This is a genomic window from Brachybacterium paraconglomeratum (genome assembly GCF_003994255.1).
GTDB lineage: Bacteria > Actinomycetota > Actinomycetes > Actinomycetales > Dermabacteraceae > Brachybacterium > Brachybacterium conglomeratum.
The window spans coordinates 177,435-190,881 of record NZ_ML133857.1 but is presented as its reverse complement, the minus strand read 5'-3'; the positions used below and the strand labels follow the sequence as shown (position 1 = coordinate 190,881).

Annotated in this window: 18 protein-coding genes; 9 read left to right on the top strand and 9 right to left on the bottom strand. The window is 72.5% G+C overall.

Translation table 11 applies throughout. From position 1 onward, the window contains the following. Positions 1–159 precede the first annotated feature (159 nt). From DS079_RS12240 to DS079_RS17145, 3 genes are all read left to right on the top strand, one after another. Positions 160–408 carry a 50S ribosomal protein L31 gene (locus DS079_RS12240; protein ID WP_126988101.1) on the top strand — a complete coding sequence of 83 codons (249 nt, stop codon included), beginning with the start codon at positions 160–162 and terminating at the stop codon, positions 406–408. Between the two features lie 132 nt (positions 409–540). Then, complete coding sequence (locus tag DS079_RS12235; RefSeq protein ID WP_010550714.1) at positions 541–813, top strand: type B 50S ribosomal protein L31; 273 nt, start codon at positions 541–543, stop codon at positions 811–813. A 144-nt stretch (positions 814–957) separates the two neighbouring features. Further along, on the top strand, positions 958–1,107 hold the full coding sequence (locus DS079_RS17145; protein WP_164736234.1) for a hypothetical protein: 150 nt from the start codon (positions 958–960) through the stop codon (positions 1,105–1,107). 18 nt (positions 1,108–1,125) lie between these two features. On the opposite strand, the gene DS079_RS12230 is transcribed toward DS079_RS17145, so the two are convergent. Then, positions 1,126–2,253 (bottom strand): GTP-binding protein, encoded by a 1,128-nt coding sequence (locus tag DS079_RS12230; protein ID WP_126988099.1) that lies wholly within the window; start codon positions 2,251–2,253, stop codon positions 1,126–1,128. 55 nt (positions 2,254–2,308) lie between these two features. Here DS079_RS12230 and rpmB point away from each other — a divergent pair, with 55 nt between their 5' ends. From rpmB to ykgO, 5 genes are read left to right on the top strand one after another with little or no spacing between them, the layout of a single operon-like run. After that, on the top strand, positions 2,309–2,545 hold the full coding sequence (rpmB, locus tag DS079_RS12225; protein WP_126988097.1) for a 50S ribosomal protein L28: 237 nt from the start codon (positions 2,309–2,311) through the stop codon (positions 2,543–2,545). Between the two features lie 13 nt (positions 2,546–2,558). Next, on the top strand, positions 2,559–2,726 hold the full coding sequence (gene rpmG, locus DS079_RS12220; RefSeq protein WP_070500864.1) for a 50S ribosomal protein L33: 168 nt from the start codon (positions 2,559–2,561) through the stop codon (positions 2,724–2,726). After that, a complete protein-coding gene (rpsN, locus tag DS079_RS12215) occupies positions 2,726–3,031 on the top strand; it encodes a 30S ribosomal protein S14 (RefSeq protein ID WP_126988095.1) in 306 nt (101 codons plus the stop codon). The genes rpmG and rpsN overlap by 1 nt, the downstream gene beginning before the upstream one ends. A gap of 42 nt (positions 3,032–3,073) precedes the next feature. Continuing rightward, positions 3,074–3,325, top strand: coding sequence for a type B 50S ribosomal protein L31 (locus DS079_RS12210; RefSeq protein ID WP_053917305.1), 252 nt, complete (start codon positions 3,074–3,076; stop codon positions 3,323–3,325). Next, on the top strand, positions 3,322–3,447 hold the full coding sequence (gene ykgO / locus DS079_RS12205) for a type B 50S ribosomal protein L36 (RefSeq protein ID WP_010550721.1): 126 nt from the start codon (positions 3,322–3,324) through the stop codon (positions 3,445–3,447). The genes DS079_RS12210 and ykgO overlap by 4 nt, the downstream gene beginning before the upstream one ends. On the opposite strand, the gene DS079_RS12200 is transcribed toward ykgO, so the two are convergent. Beyond that, positions 3,425–4,456, bottom strand: a complete 1,032-nt coding sequence (locus DS079_RS12200) for a GDSL-type esterase/lipase family protein (protein ID WP_126988093.1) — start codon at positions 4,454–4,456, stop codon at positions 3,425–3,427. The two genes, ykgO and DS079_RS12200, sit on opposite strands and share 23 nt — an antisense overlap. Before the next feature lie 120 nt (positions 4,457–4,576). Between DS079_RS12200 and DS079_RS12195 the strand changes: the two genes are divergently transcribed. Then, positions 4,577–6,205 carry an FAD-dependent monooxygenase gene (locus tag DS079_RS12195; RefSeq protein WP_126988091.1) on the top strand — a complete coding sequence of 543 codons (1,629 nt, stop codon included), beginning with the start codon at positions 4,577–4,579 and terminating at the stop codon, positions 6,203–6,205. Positions 6,206–6,244: 39 nt separating this feature from the next. On the opposite strand, the gene DS079_RS12190 is transcribed toward DS079_RS12195, so the two are convergent. From DS079_RS12190 to DS079_RS12160, 7 genes are all read right to left on the bottom strand, one after another. Further along, a complete protein-coding gene (locus tag DS079_RS12190; RefSeq protein ID WP_164736233.1) occupies positions 6,245–7,426 on the bottom strand; it encodes a Gfo/Idh/MocA family protein in 1,182 nt (393 codons plus the stop codon). Positions 7,427–7,431: 5 nt separating this feature from the next. Further along, positions 7,432–7,611 carry a hypothetical protein gene (locus tag DS079_RS17445; protein ID WP_241237640.1) on the bottom strand — a complete coding sequence of 60 codons (180 nt, stop codon included), beginning with the start codon at positions 7,609–7,611 and terminating at the stop codon, positions 7,432–7,434. A 247-nt stretch (positions 7,612–7,858) separates the two neighbouring features. Further along, complete coding sequence (locus DS079_RS12180; protein WP_126988085.1) at positions 7,859–8,254, bottom strand: hypothetical protein; 396 nt, start codon at positions 8,252–8,254, stop codon at positions 7,859–7,861. Positions 8,255–8,297: 43 nt separating this feature from the next. Then, positions 8,298–9,686, bottom strand: coding sequence for a serpin family protein (locus DS079_RS12175; RefSeq protein WP_126988083.1), 1,389 nt, complete (start codon positions 9,684–9,686; stop codon positions 8,298–8,300). Positions 9,687–10,053: 367 nt separating this feature from the next. After that, on the bottom strand, positions 10,054–10,995 hold the full coding sequence (locus DS079_RS12170) for a carbohydrate ABC transporter permease (protein ID WP_126988081.1): 942 nt from the start codon (positions 10,993–10,995) through the stop codon (positions 10,054–10,056). Further along, positions 10,992–11,876 (bottom strand): carbohydrate ABC transporter permease, encoded by an 885-nt coding sequence (locus DS079_RS12165; protein WP_126988079.1) that lies wholly within the window; start codon positions 11,874–11,876, stop codon positions 10,992–10,994. The genes DS079_RS12170 and DS079_RS12165 overlap by 4 nt, the downstream gene beginning before the upstream one ends. Further along, on the bottom strand, positions 11,873–13,207 hold the full coding sequence (locus tag DS079_RS12160) for an ABC transporter substrate-binding protein (protein ID WP_126988077.1): 1,335 nt from the start codon (positions 13,205–13,207) through the stop codon (positions 11,873–11,875). Before DS079_RS12160 ends, DS079_RS12165 begins: the two co-directional genes overlap by 4 nt. Positions 13,208–13,447: the final 240 nt, after the last annotated feature.

The following is a 13,447-nucleotide window of genomic DNA, read 5'->3' as shown; positions in this document are numbered from 1 at the left end:
CTGGCCCGCTGCCGCCTCAACCTCGTCCCCGACACCAACACCGAGGAGGTCACCACAAGCTCCCTACCCGCCCTGACCGCCTGACCCCTCAGCGAAGGATCGCTACACCACTTCCAGGGACTTGACCCGGCCGCGCGCCGACATCGAAGGAGAATCACCATGACGAACACTCGACGCCAGCACCATCGACCTCAGCCCCATCTCGTCGTTTTCCGCGACCAGAGCGCCGGGCTGCGCTACCTCTCGCGCTCCACCCGCACCTCGGAGCACTCGACCACCTGGGAGGACGGGAAGATCTACCCCGTCATCGAGGTGGACCTCTCCTCCGCCGCGCACCTGGCGCGCACCGGAGGCCGTGCCGTGCAGGGGGAGCAGGCCCGACGCACTCTCGTCGGCGCCTCCGCCTGACCCTGCGAGACGCCCGTCGCCTCACGGCGGCGGGCGCCGCGAGCAGCCGCGAAAGCGGGCCCGGCCACGCGGGAATACGCGAACCCCCTGCGTCGTTGACCCTTCAGTCATCGACGCGGTGAGGAGATCGCCATGCAGAAGAACATCCACCCTCAGTACCGACCCGTCGTGTTCCGGGACCGGAGCGCCGGGGAATCCTTCCTGACCAACTCGACCCGCACCTCGGACAAGTCCGTGACCTGGGAGGACGGCCGGGAGTACCCGGTGATCGACGTCGAGGTCTCCTCGGCCTCGCATCCGTTCTGGACCGGTCGCGGCACGGTGCTGGACACCGCCGGGCGCGTCGAGCGCTTCCGCCGCCGCTACGCCGACAAGGTGCTCCCGGCGAGGACCGCGACCGCCTGAGGGCCCCGCACCGCCGTGACGGGCGGCGCACCCGCACATGCTGAGAGCCGTGACCCGGCGCCGACGAGCAAGCTCGTCCGGCTCGGGTCGCGGCTCTCGTCGTCGGCGGGACCGTGCGACCGGACTCGCCGCCAGCAGCGCGGGGTGCTGGTCCCGGCCAGGCACGTGGCCTGGGACGCGACCGGCAGCCCCGTGCCGCGGATCGTGGTGGCGGCGGTGAGCGTGGGCACGCTGCTCACCCTCGTGGTCCTCACCCACCGCAGCCACGCCCGACGCGCCGTCACGGCGGTCTGAGCACGCCCGCCGCCCCTCTCACACCCTGGCGTCCCGCTCCCCGAGCCAGGGTGCGAGGGGGTCCTCGGCGCCGAGCCACGGCGCGAGGCCCCGGGCCCACTCCTGCGGGGTGAGCAGGCTGCGGGCGAAGGCGTCCCGCACCCGCGGCAGGTCCTCGGGGTCCTGACCGGTGACGACGAGCCGCGTGGTGGGCAGCTCGGCACCGGTGCGCCAGACGGCGCCGATGGAGACCTGACCGCCCGCGCCGTCCCACTGGCAGATGCTGTCCGGGCGGTCCGGCACCCAGAAGCGGCCGCGTCCGCGCAGGCGTCCGCCCCCGAGAGCCTCGATGTTCGCGAGCAGTCGGCCCGGATGGAAGGGCCGCTCGCAGAGCAGGTCGAGGGTCCAGGTGCCATGGTCGGTGGGGCCGCCGTAGGGCTCGACATATCGCGCGTCGCGACGACGCAGGGCGGCGGCGTGGTCGAGCCGGCCGCCGAGCACGTCCGGCACGGCCACGGCGAAGGGGTCGTGGAGGAGACGCTGCTCGGGGGCGCGCAGGTGCTCGACGAGCTCGGCCCCGGGCCCGTCCGCCTCGCCGGAGAGCACGATGACGTCGGAGTACTCGAGCTGGGCGGCGAGCGCCTCGCCGACGGAGCGCGCGTCGCCGTCGGCCCAGCGCAGCCCGCGCTCGGCGAGGGTGGCGTCGCCCAGGAGGTCCTCGGAAGCGGTGCCGGCCGCGGCGAGGGCGACCGCGGAGGCGAGGTGCCAGGCGTCCTCGTGGGGGCGCAGCGTGCCCGCCACGATCGACGGGTCGGCGCTCAGCGGCGGGGCGAGCAGGATGCCGGTCACCTCGGGGAGCCCGGCGAGGCGGGCGAGGGTCGGCACGGCGTCCTCGCGCATGGCGCAGGAGACGCAGGGGTGGGCGAGGTCGACCAGCTCGTCCTCGCGCACCCCGTCGGCCGCGACGACGAGGCGGCGCAGCGCGGAGGAGTCCTCGGCGACCTCGTAGCGCAGCGCGAGGAGACCCTCGGCGTCCAGGAGGAGGCTCGCCACCAGGGCGTCGCGCAGCACCTCGTCGAGCGCCGTGACGACGGCGACAGGGCGGGAATGCCGGGCCCCCGGGAGGGGTTGGGGGGAGACGGGCTTCGAGGAGCGGCTCTCGGGCATGGGTCCTGCACTTCCTGCTTGACGATAATCGTTCTCATTACTAGTATCGCCATCCATGTCTCAGCGCTGTCAAGTCACCGGAGCGGTCCCCCGCTTCGGGAAGTCCGTGTCCCATTCGCACCGCCGCACCTCGCGACGCTTCGACCCCAACGTGCAGACGAAGAGGTTCTTCGTCCCGTCGCTCGGTCGGACCGTGCGCCTGCGCGTCTCCGCCCGGGGGCTGCGCACCATCGACCGCCGCGGGATCGAGGCGGTCGTCGCCGAGATCCGCGCCCGCGGACAGAAGATCTGAGAGGAAACCCCTTATGGCCAGGAAGAACGATGTGCGCGGCGTGGTGAAGATGCGCTCCACCGCCGGCACCGGATACACGTACATGACCACCAAGAACCGACGGAACACCCCCGACCGGCTCGTCGCGCGGAAGTTCGACCCCCGCGTGCGCGAGGTCGTCGAGTTCCGCGAGGAGCGCTGATGGCGAAGACCTCCAAGATCGCCGCCGACCGTCGCCGGCGCGAGACCGTCGCCCGGTTCGCCGAGCAGCGCGCCGCGCTCAAGCGCACGCTCAAGGACCCCGCGGCGACCACCTCGGAGAAGGTGATCGCCCACCGCGCCCTACAGCGCCTGCCGCGCGATGCGAGCCCCACCCGGCTGCGCAACCGCGACGCGATCGACGGCCGTCCGCGCGGGTTCCTGCGCACCTTCGGGCTCTCCCGGGTGCGCTTCCGCGCGGCCGCCCACCGCGGTGAGCTGCCGGGCGTGACGAAGTCCAGCTGGTGAGCTCCGGCTCGCCCCACCCCATCCTCTGAAGGAGGACATCCCATGAAGCCGTCCATCCATCCCGACTACCGGCCCGTCGTCTTCCGCGACGCGAGCGCCGACTTCTCCTTCCTCACCCGCTCCACAGCCACCTCGGAGCGCACCATCACCTGGACCGATGGCCAGGAGTACCCGGTCATAGACGTGGAGGTCTCCTCCGCCTCGCACCCCTTCTACACGGGGCAGTCCAAGGTGCTGGACACCGCCGGTCGCGTGGAGCGCTTCCGCCGCCGCTACGGGCAGGCGACGCGATGAAGGTCCGCTCCTCGCTCCGCTCCCTCGCCGCCCGCCCCGGCGCCCAGGTGGTGCGCCGCCGCGGCCGGCTCTACGTCATCAACAAGACGGAGCCCCGCTTCAAAGGCCGGCAACGGGGCTGACGAGCGCCTCGGCCATCCGGGGCGCGAGCCGCTCCGCCATCACCCGGTAGCCCTCCGGCGTGGGGTGCAGCTGGTCGCCGAGCAGGTGCATCTCCTCGGCGGTGATGATCTCGGTCCCGTCGACGACCGTGAGCAGCGGGTCCTCGGTCGCGAGCAGCTCCGCGCCCTGATGGACGATCTCCCGCAGGCGGCGCTGGGTGAGCCCGGCGTCGTTCGGGACGTCCTCGCGGTGCGGGCCCGAGGTGATGGTGCTCATGAGCACGATCGGCGCCGGGGTCAGCGCTCGCACGTGGTCGACGAAGCCGATCAGCGCCGGCAGCAGGCTGCGCTCGGTGAAGGTGGAGGCGCCGTAGATGTTGGCGCCGATGCAGAGGGTGACCAGGTCCGGGCGGGAGCGCCCGATCGTCTCGGCGACCGGCGGGTCCAGATGGCACTGCCCGGACAGGCCCAGCGCCGTCAGCTCGTAGTCGTTCTGCGCCGCGACCAGGGCGGGCCAGGTGCCCAGCGGGCTGTCCGCCTCGTTGCACTGGGTGATGGAGCTGCCGTGCACGGTCCAGCGCGGGCCGCGCGGCGGGGCGGGGACGAGCACGCTCGCCTCGTGCAGCAGCGCCTGGTGCAGCACCGTCGGGGCCGTGTGCGGGAGCCACAGCTCGATGCGCGACAGGCTGCCGGGAAGGTCCAGCAGCAGCTCCGTGCGGCCTCCCGCCTCGAGGGTCGCCGTGTGCTCGCCGTCGATCACGAGGTCCGCTCGGCGCGGGGCATCCGCGTAGGGCCCCTGCGTGGTGAGCGCGAGCTCGAGCCGGCGCGCATCGGTCTCGACGGCGAGCCGCACGCCGTTCGGGATGCGGGCGAGCTCCTCGACGTCGGCGGAGCCGATCCGCGCCAGCTGCGCGGGCGCGAGGCGCCAGGGCTGGCTGCCTCCCTCGACGCCGGTCCAGGTCGCCGCCCCGGGCCATGCGTCGGGGAGGTCCTCCGGGAGGATGCGGCGGGTGGCGCGGGCGGCGGTCATGCGGGCTCCTTCGACGGCACGGCTCCGGACGGAGCACGTGGGCACCGTACCGCCGAGCAGGGCCGCGGGCGGACAGGTCTACGGTGGTGCCCACCGCTCCTGCGTCGAGACGAGGCCGCCATGGATGACGCTGCGCACACGACCGACACCGCGCCGAGCATCGATCTGCTGGTCGTCGGCGCCGGGCCGACGGGCCTGATGGCGGGGCTCGTCGCCCGCCGCCGCGGACTGTCGGCCCAGGTCGTGGACCCGAAGCCGGGCCCGACGCGGGAGTCGCGGGCGATCGTGATCCAATCCCGCAGCATGGAGATCCTCGATCAGCTGGGCCTGGTCGCGCCGGTGCTGGACGGGGCGCAGGCAGCGGGCCGGATCCGGATCCGGCAGGGCGGTCCCGGCGTCGGGGCGGACTTCGCCGCCGCGCAGCAGGGGGACACCCCGTTCCCGGGGGCGCGGGTCTTCGAGCAGAGCCGCACCGAGCACCTCCTCGCGGACGCCCTCGCGACCGAGGGCGCACCCGTCCGCTACGGGCACGGCCTCGTCTCCTTCACCGCGGATCCGTCGGCCGACGAGGGGGTCGAGGCGCTGATCGACGGGCCGGACGGCCCGGTCCGGGTCCGGGCGCGATGGCTGATCGGGGCCGACGGGGCGAGCTCGCCCGTGCGCCACCGGCTGGGGCTCCCCTTCGAGGGCGTGACCGACGAGGCGACGTTCTGCGTGGCGGACCTGCACGGGGTGCGGGGCATCGAGACCGGTGCGCTCACCGCACGCTTCGGCCGGCAGCGCTTCGCGATCCTGTTCCCGCTGGGCGGGGGCGGGCACGCTCGGCTGATCTGGCTGCACGGCGGGGCGGAGCCGGACCAGGAGGAGGCGCTCGCGGGCGCCCGCGAGGATCTCGGGATCCGGTACGAGCGCGTGGACTGGTTCTCCGCCTACCGGGTCCATCATGGCGTCGCCGCCCGGTTCCGGCAGGGGCCGGTGCTCCTCGCGGGCGATGCCGCGCACGTCCACTCCCCCGTGGGCGGGCAGGGCATGAACACGGGCCTGCAGGACGCGCACCACCTGGTGAACCTGCTGGCCGACGTCGCCTCCGGCCTGCGGGAGCCCGGTCAGCTGGAGCGCTACGAGGCGGAGCGTCGGCCGGTCGCGCTGACCCTGGTGCGGATCGTGGACCGGGGCTTCGGGGTGATCGCCCGGCCTGGCCGCGGCACCGCCTTCGCGCGCCGGCGAGCCCGTGACCTGCTGGCGGTGCTCGCCCCGCGGCTGCTCGCCTCCCCCGCCGGGCACCGGCTCGGCGGGTGGCTGGGCCAGTACCGCATCCACTACCACCCGGTCCCGGACGGGGAGCCGCTGCCGCGCTGGGCGCGCGACCGGGCCGTCGGCCGGCGCCTTCTGCCGACCGACGGGAACCGCGAGGCGCTGCGCGCGATGACCTGGCAGCTGCATGTGGTCGGGGCCGACGAGGCCGTGAGACCGCAGGTCCCCTCGGCGGTGGCGGGACCGTTCTTCGGTGCAGGGCCGCGCCGCGGCGAGGCGCCGGGTCGCGAGACGAGGGCAGACCGCGGCACGGACGCTGGCCGCGGCCCGAGATCTGACCGCGACTCCGCAGCGCGGATGCTGCTGGTCCGGCCCGACGGCTTCGTCGCCGCCTCGTGGCCGCTGCACGCGGGCACCGCCGCGGCGTCGGACGTCGCGGACGCCCTGCGCGCCTACGGGATACCGCCCGGGCGGGCGGGGGGCCCGTCGGCCTGAGCCGCCGCTCCGCTCGCCGGACTCGGCGACTGCGCGACCTCAGACCTGCCCGCCGTCGAAGTACTCCCGGATCTCGTCCGCCACCGGCGGCACCTCGAGCGGCACGCCGCCGGAGCGGATCGACTCCGCGCCGCGCACCCCGGTCGCCACCGCCTCGCGGGCCGCGATCACGGAGACCTCGGTGCGGCCGCCGCTGCGGGCGAAGCGCAGGAACTCGGCGACGAGGCTCGGGTCGGCGCCGCCGTGACCGCCCTCGGCGCGGGCGGTCACCTCGACGTCGTCGGGCCGGCCCGGCCCGGAGCGGCGCGAGGTCCAGATGTAGATCTGGTCGCCGGCGCCGTCGCCCATGTTCTCGATCCGTCCGGCGTCCCCGATCACGGTGTAGTTCCGCCAGTAGTCGGGGGTGAAATGGCACTGCTGGTAGGAGGCGAGCACGCCGTTGTCCAGCGTCATCTGCAGCATCGAGATGTCCTCGACGTCGACGACGGGGTTGAGCTCCTTCTGCGCGGTGGGCGGCCAGATGTCCTCGTCGTACCACTCCCCCATGCGGCGGTCCGAGTTGTCGCGGCGGTCGGTGATGCCGCCGTAGACCGCGAGGTCACCGATGCCGGAGACGCGACGGGTGGAGCCGCCGGCGAGCCAGTGGATCACGTCGATGTCGTGGGCTCCCTTCTGCAGCAGCAGGCTCATGGCCTTCTCCCGCTCGGCGTGCCAGTCCTTGAAGTAGAAGTCGCCGCCGGCGCCCACGAAGTGGCGGCACCAGATCGCCCGCACCCTGCCGATCCGGCCGGAGTCGACGATCGCCTTCATCTGCCGCACCACCGGCATGTGCCGCATGTTGTGGCCGATGTACAGCCGCGCCCGCTTCTCCTTCGCGAGTTCGAGCATCGCGTCGGCGTCCTCGAGGGAGATCGCCATCGGCTTCTCGCAGAAGGTGGGGATCCCGGCGGCGAGGGTCTGCCGCGCGATGCCGGCGTGCGCGAAGTCGGGGGCGAGGATCATCACCGCGTCGACCTCGTGCGCCTCCAGCATCTCCTCGACGGAGCGGGCGGTCGCCACGTCCTCGCCGAAGCGCTCGCGGGCGAGGGCCCGGCCGCGTTCGGCGGGGTCGGCGACGACGGTGACGCGGGAGCCCTCGCCGGGGCGGTGGGCATGGGAGGCGAGATCGGAGCGGGCGCCCATGCCGATCACGCCGATGCGCAGGTCAGGGGTCGAAGTCACGGTGATCAGCTCTCCTCGGTGGTGGGGTGGGCGTGGGCGGCACGTCCGAAATGGTGCGACTCGGCGAGCGCGAAGCGCGTCGGCCGACGTTCGAGGTCCAGCAGCAGCACCTCGTTGCGGCCGGCGCGCAGGAGCGGGGCGGTGACGTAGAGCGTCTGCTGGGGCGGCGCAGGCGGTCCCGCCACTGCGCGGGGTGGACGCGGAAGTAGTGCAGCGCGCCGGAGACGATCATGTGCGGCTCCCCGTGACGGAGCAAGCCCTCGGAGGTGGGGGTGAGCGCGGCGGGCATCCTCGTCGATCCTCTCGGCGGTGAATCGGTTTTCGCCAGTCTGTCAGCCGACGCGCGTGGGCGCGAACCGCTCCGGCGCATCAGCCCTCCCGTCGGCCCGCTGTTTCGGGCCCGGACCCGGCCGGAATCAGCCCCGGTCGGGCTCAGTCCCCATCGGACAGTTCTGACAGGAGCGCCTCCATGCGCTCCTCACGGGTGTCGCGCAGCGCGCGGGCCCAGGCGGGGTAGAGGAAACCCGGCAGCGGCAGCGGGGCGGTCAGGCAATAGAGCATCGGTACGACCAAGAGCCCCATCGCGCCGACGACGAGGAGGCGCAGGACGTTCCACTCGGGGATCGCTCCGACCGCAGCGACGCAGAGCAGCATCGCACCGGCCGTCGGCAGGCCGAGGAGCACACTGCGCTCGGCCTGCCAGTCCTCCGACCAGGGATCCATCCAGCGGCTCATCAGCACCGGCCTGCCCACCCGGAACCACAGCGAGAGCGCGATCATCAGCAGGCCCGCCAGGCCGACGACAAGGGGCACCACCAGGTCGTTCATGGACGACATCCTCGCAGACAGGGAGGAGAACGCCGGCCCGCCCTCATCTCGTCTGCCGCGGATCCCCGACCCAGCCGGCGACCAGCGGCGCGCGGGTCGTGCGCTCATAGGCCACGAAGAGGAACGGCCGGTCCAGGACGAGCTCCTTCGGCTCGGCCGGGGCCGCGGTCGTGCCGGCCATCGCCGCAGTCGCGGCCGCGGCCTCCATACCCTCCTCGTCGACCGTGATCACGGCCTTCTGCAGGATCTCGGTGATCACCAGGTCCTCCTCGGCGGTGATGCCGGAGAGGTCCGCCGCCTCGGAGAACACGTCGGTCATCCCGAGGCCCTGCAGCACCGCCACCAGGGAGGAGTCCCAGGCGATGTCGAAGGGCGGCACGGCGAGGTCGACCTGCTCCGAGGAGTCCTCGAGCCCGTCGAGCAGCCCGCCGAGGCCCGCCGCGGGTGTTCCCGCGACCTCGGCCCAGGCGTCCATCGTCTCGCCGATGCTCCCGGCCGGCTGGACCAGCGCGAGGGCGAGCTCGCCGCCGGCGGCCTCGAGCGCGGTGGCGCGGCACACCGAGTCCTCGAACCAGGCAGAGCTGCTGCCGTGGAGCAGCTCGACGGAGAGCTCCTCGCCCTCGTCCGTGGTGAAGGTGCCGCCGCGGCGCTCGAGAGGGCTGGGCCAGGCGGCCTTCAGATGCAGGGCGTTGACGAGCACGGCGCGGGTGCGGTCGGAGAGCGCCTGCTCGGGCACGAGGTCCTCGATGAGGTCGTTCGTCTGCTCGGCCACCCAGTCGTTGATCCGCTCTCGGCCCTTCTCGCGCGCCGCCTCGTCGAGGACGTCGATCTGGAACACGCCGCTGCCGAACCATTCGGCGAGGCCGTCGAGGAATCCCTGCTCGACCGTCATGTCCTCCTGCAGCCAGGTGCTGCTGACGAGGGAGGCGACGGCGGGCTCCGGCCCCTCGGGGTCGTCCTCCTCCCGGACCGTGTCCCCCACGGCGGCGAGCACCGCGGAGAGCGTGTTGGCGGTGGTGGCGAGCTCGTCGACGGTGCCGCCGAGCACCTCCTCCATCTGGGCGAGGGTGTCTCCCGCGGCGCCCAGCGCGGCCATGGTCAGCACGGTCTGCGCCGAGAGCGGGGAGCAGACGGCGTTGACCGGCTCGCGGTCGATGCCGGCGAGCAGGTGGGCGGTGAAGGGGACGACGCGCCGGCCGAGCCCGTCCGTCTCGCCGGGCTTCCGACGGGGCAGCTCGGCCACGAGGTCGGGTTCCATGTCGTCGCCGACGATCCCTTCGAGCGCGCCGCAGCCCGACAGCCCCGCCCCGGCCAGGGGCAGCGCCGCCGCCGCGGCGAGGACGGAGCGTCGGCGCGGCGGGGAAGGGAGCCGGTCGGCGGCCGGCGCGGGGCGTCGGGCGGGGACGGGGGCGGGGCCGCGGGAGGAGCTCATCCCTCCATCCAAGAGCACCCGGGGCCGTCCCGCCACCGGGTGCGGGAAACCGGCGTGCCGGAAAAGTGGCGGACGGGTCGCGCACCGACACCGCCGTGCCACAGGGCCGGGCGGGGCCGCGGAGGGGCACAGCCGCGTCACGTGGCGGCCGCCGAAGGGGCGGACGGGCGCTCGGCAGCACGACGTGGCATATATGGCACGTCGTGCTGCCAGGAGCCCGCGCGGTCACCCCCGGGGCAGCGCAGTGCAGGGCGGCGAAGGGGTGCGGGCGGCGACGCCCGACGGGAGAGCTCTGGCACGAGAAGGGCGGCACGCGCCGGCGCATCTGCCGGTGCGTGCCGCCCTCGCTGCGGGACTGTCCGGTGGATCAGCCCTTGACGGAGCCCTCGGTGAGGCCGCCGCGCCAGAAGCGCTGCAGCACCAGGATGAGGATCGCCAGCGGGATCACCGACAGCAGCGCGCCGCCGGTGGTGAGCTGGTAGAACTCCGGCAGGCGATCCGTCTGGGCCCGCCAGTTGTCCAGACCCAGGGTGATCGGGTACAGCTTCTCGTCGGCCAGCATGACCAGCGGGAGCATGTAGTTGTTCCAGATCGCGATGAACTGGAACAGCAGGATCGTCACGATCGCGGGGGTCAGCTGCGGCAGGGCCAGGCGGTGGAAGAGTCCGATCTCGTTCACGCCGTCCAGACGACCCGCCTCGAGCATCTCGTCGGGCACCGCGGCGCCGGCGTAGATCGAGGCGAGGAAGAGCCCGAAGGGGCTCACCAGCGAGGGGATCAGCACCGCCCAGTAGGTGTTGGTGATCCCGATCGAGCTGAACAGGAAGAACAGCGGCAGCGCCACGGCCGTGCCGGGCACGAGCACGCCGCCGAGGACGAGCCCGTAGACGAGGCCGCGGCCGCGGAAGCGGTACTTGGCCAGGGCGTATCCGGCGGCGACCGCGAAGTAGGTCGCGAGCACGGAGCCGACCCCGGAGTACAGGATCGAGTTCAGGGCCCAGCGGGGGAAGATCCCGCCGTTGGCCGTGAGCACGGACTGGAGGTTCTCCCACAGCTGGAAGGTCTCGCCGAACCAGAACCCGCTGGTGCCGAAGAGGTCCTCGGTGGACTTGGTGGCGTTGATGACCACCCAGTACACCGGCACCAGGAAGTACACGGCGACGATCGCGAGGATCGCGGTGACGATGATCGTGGTGGTGGGCTTGCGGCCCGCGTCGCGGCTTCCCGCGCGGCCGTCGCCACGGGCGGCCCTGGCCGCGTTGCCGAGCGGCTTCGCGCGGTGGGTGGGTGCGTTGTCGGTGGTGCTCATCGGCGCTTCTCCATCCAGTTCGAGATCCCCAGCGCGAGGGCCGAGAACAGGAAGGCGGCGACCGCGATGATCACGGACTGCGCCGCGGCCATGCCGATGTCGTTGTACTGGAACGCGAAGGCATAGGCGGACATGTTCGGGGTGTACTCCGAGGTGATCCCCGCGCTCATGGTCTGCAGCAGGCGCGGCTCGGCGAACAGCTGCAGGGTGCCGATGATCGAGAAGATGATCGTGAGCATCAGGGCGGGGCGGATCAGCGGGATCTGGATCGAGCGGGCCACCCGGAAGGAGCTCGCGCCGTCGATCTTCGCGGCCTCGTACAGCTCGCCGGGGATGGCCTTGAGCTGCGCGACGATGATCAGCATGTTGTAGCCGGTGTAGGTCCAGGTGACGATGTTCGCGATGGACCACAGCACCATGTTCGGGCCGAGGAAGTCGACGGTGATGCCGACGGCGCCGAGCACGTCCACGATCGGGGACAGCCCCGGGATGTAGAGGAAGGACCACAGGATCGTGGCGATCACGCCGGGGATGCCGTAGGGCAGGAAGTAGGTGGCGCGGAAGAAGCCGGGCCACTTCGCCGAGGCGCTCTCGAGCAGCAGGGCGAGGATCGTGGCGGCCACGATCATCACCGTCACCTGCACGACGCCGAACAGGACCATCCGCCCGATCGAGGCGATGAAGTTCGCGTTCGTCAGCGCGGCGATGTAGTTCTCCAGGCCGGCGAAGACGCTGTCCACACCGGCTTCGCCGAGCAGGCCCAGGCGCTCGACGCGCGTGAAGCTGTAGCCGATCGCCATGATGATCGGGACGATCATGGTCCCGATGAACAGCACCAGGAACGGTGCCAGCAGCAGCCAGGGGGCGCTCTTGCCCTTCATCGTGCCTCCTCCGCGTTCAGACCGATGGTGCGCATGATCTCGACGATCTCCTTCTGCGCGTTCGCGAACATGTCCGCGAGCGGGACCTCGCCGGTGACGGCGGCGGTCATGCCGTCGCCGATCAGGGCCTGGGCGCGCTGCATGAGCGGCGCCCAGGTCCAGTCGAGGTTCTGCCCGGCGGCCATCGGGACGATGACCTCCTCGTTGTAGTTCTGGCCGGAGAAGAACTCGCTGGGCTGCTGCCGCTTCTCGCCGATGTAGTCGGCGGCGGGCGACCAGCCGATGCCGGAGTACTCGATCATCGCGTCGATGCCGGCGGGGTCGGTGCACATCCAGGTGAGGAACTCGAGCGCCTCGGCCGGGTGCTTCGAGTTGGCGAGGATCGCGGCGGCGGAGCCGCCGTGGCCGCCGGAGGCGTAGCCGTCGGGCCAGGTGGGCATGGGCGCGACGGCCCACTTGCCGGAGCCGCCGGGCACGGTCTCGTTCAGCGCGTCGGACCACGAGCCGCTGATCGAGGCGAGCACGTTCCCGTCGGCCGCCGCGGCGTACCAGGGGGTGGTGTAGGAGCCGTAGCCGGTGCCGACCAGGCCCTCGCCGAAGATGCCGTCCCAGAACTCGGCCACGCGCATCGAGGCCTCGTCGGTCATGTCGACGATCCAGCCGTCGCCCTCGGGCCGGAACCACGCGGCGCCGGACTGCATGACCCAGCCGATGGGGTGGGAGCCGTCGGAGGGATCGAGGCTGATGATCTGCTTGCCGGCCTCGGAGACGATGCCGGCGGTCTCGCGGAACTCGTCCCAGGTGGAGGGGAAGGTCAGGCCCAGCTCGCCCTCGAGCACCTCGCGGTTGTAGAAGCTCGCCATGGGGCCGGTGTCCTGCGGGACGCCCCAGATGTTCTCGCCCACCTTCGCCTGGCTGATCGCGCCGGGGTCGAAGGCGGACTCGTCCTCGTCGAAGCCGTAGCGGCTGAGGTTCACCAGCGCGCCGGCGAGCGCGAACTCGGGGATCTGGCGCAGCTCGACCTGGGCGATGTCAGGGCCTCCGCCCGCGGCGACCGCGGAGAGGATCTTCGCGTAGCCGCCGGTGTTGCCGCCGGGGATCCAGGTGGCGTCGACCTGGATGCGGTCCTGGGAGGCGTTGAAGACGTCGAGGACCTTCTGCAGGTCCTTCAGCCAGGCCCAGTACGTCAGATGGACCTTGCCGTCAGCGGCAGGGATGGTCGGCTCGGCGTTGACCTCGCCGGGGTTGGGCGGCGCACAGGCCGCGAGGCCGGCGGCGAGCGCCGCACCACCTCCGACCAGCGCCGATCGTCGTGACAAGCGGGGGTTCATCGCAGGTCATCACTCCTCGTCCTTGAGTGCACCGCGGTCGCGGGCGTGATGTGCTCGGGGGCACAGGTACATCGTGAACGTTCACGACCCGTTTGTCCACCCCGGGGCGCGAGCGGCGCGCGATCGCCGCACGGGCGAGCTCGCGCCCGACGAGAATGCCGCATCGTCTACCGCTGGTCAACATTCGCGGGAACTGCGAGGACGCTCCCGACGGGCGAGCGCACGCCGACCTGCGCGCCC

Bases quoted from the DNA above. Each gene is read 5' to 3' on its own strand.
- DS079_RS12240 (WP_126988101.1), top strand. From the start codon at position 160: ATGACGAACACTCGACGCCAGCACCATCGACCTCAGCCCCATCTCGTC.
- DS079_RS12180 (WP_126988085.1), bottom strand. From the start codon at position 8,254: ATGAACGACCTGGTGGTGCCCCTTGTCGTCGGCCTGGCGGGCCTGCTG.
- ykgO (WP_010550721.1), top strand. From the start codon at position 3,322: ATGAAGGTCCGCTCCTCGCTCCGCTCCCTCGCCGCCCGCCCCGGCGCC.
- DS079_RS12200 (WP_126988093.1), bottom strand. From the start codon at position 4,456: ATGACCGCCGCCCGCGCCACCCGCCGCATCCTCCCGGAGGACCTCCCC.
- DS079_RS12210 (WP_053917305.1), top strand. From the start codon at position 3,074: ATGAAGCCGTCCATCCATCCCGACTACCGGCCCGTCGTCTTCCGCGAC.
- rpmB (WP_126988097.1), top strand. From the start codon at position 2,309: ATGTCTCAGCGCTGTCAAGTCACCGGAGCGGTCCCCCGCTTCGGGAAG.
- rpsN (WP_126988095.1), top strand. From the start codon at position 2,726: ATGGCGAAGACCTCCAAGATCGCCGCCGACCGTCGCCGGCGCGAGACC.
- DS079_RS12165 (WP_126988079.1), bottom strand. From the start codon at position 11,876: ATGAAGGGCAAGAGCGCCCCCTGGCTGCTGCTGGCACCGTTCCTGGTG.
- DS079_RS12230 (WP_126988099.1), bottom strand. From the start codon at position 2,253: ATGCCCGAGAGCCGCTCCTCGAAGCCCGTCTCCCCCCAACCCCTCCCG.
- DS079_RS12160 (WP_126988077.1), bottom strand. From the start codon at position 13,207: ATGAACCCCCGCTTGTCACGACGATCGGCGCTGGTCGGAGGTGGTGCG.
- DS079_RS12175 (WP_126988083.1), bottom strand. From the start codon at position 9,686: ATGAGCTCCTCCCGCGGCCCCGCCCCCGTCCCCGCCCGACGCCCCGCG.
- DS079_RS12195 (WP_126988091.1), top strand. From the start codon at position 4,577: ATGGATGACGCTGCGCACACGACCGACACCGCGCCGAGCATCGATCTG.
- rpmG (WP_070500864.1), top strand. From the start codon at position 2,559: ATGGCCAGGAAGAACGATGTGCGCGGCGTGGTGAAGATGCGCTCCACC.
- DS079_RS12235 (WP_010550714.1), top strand. From the start codon at position 541: ATGCAGAAGAACATCCACCCTCAGTACCGACCCGTCGTGTTCCGGGAC.
- DS079_RS12170 (WP_126988081.1), bottom strand. From the start codon at position 10,995: ATGAGCACCACCGACAACGCACCCACCCACCGCGCGAAGCCGCTCGGC.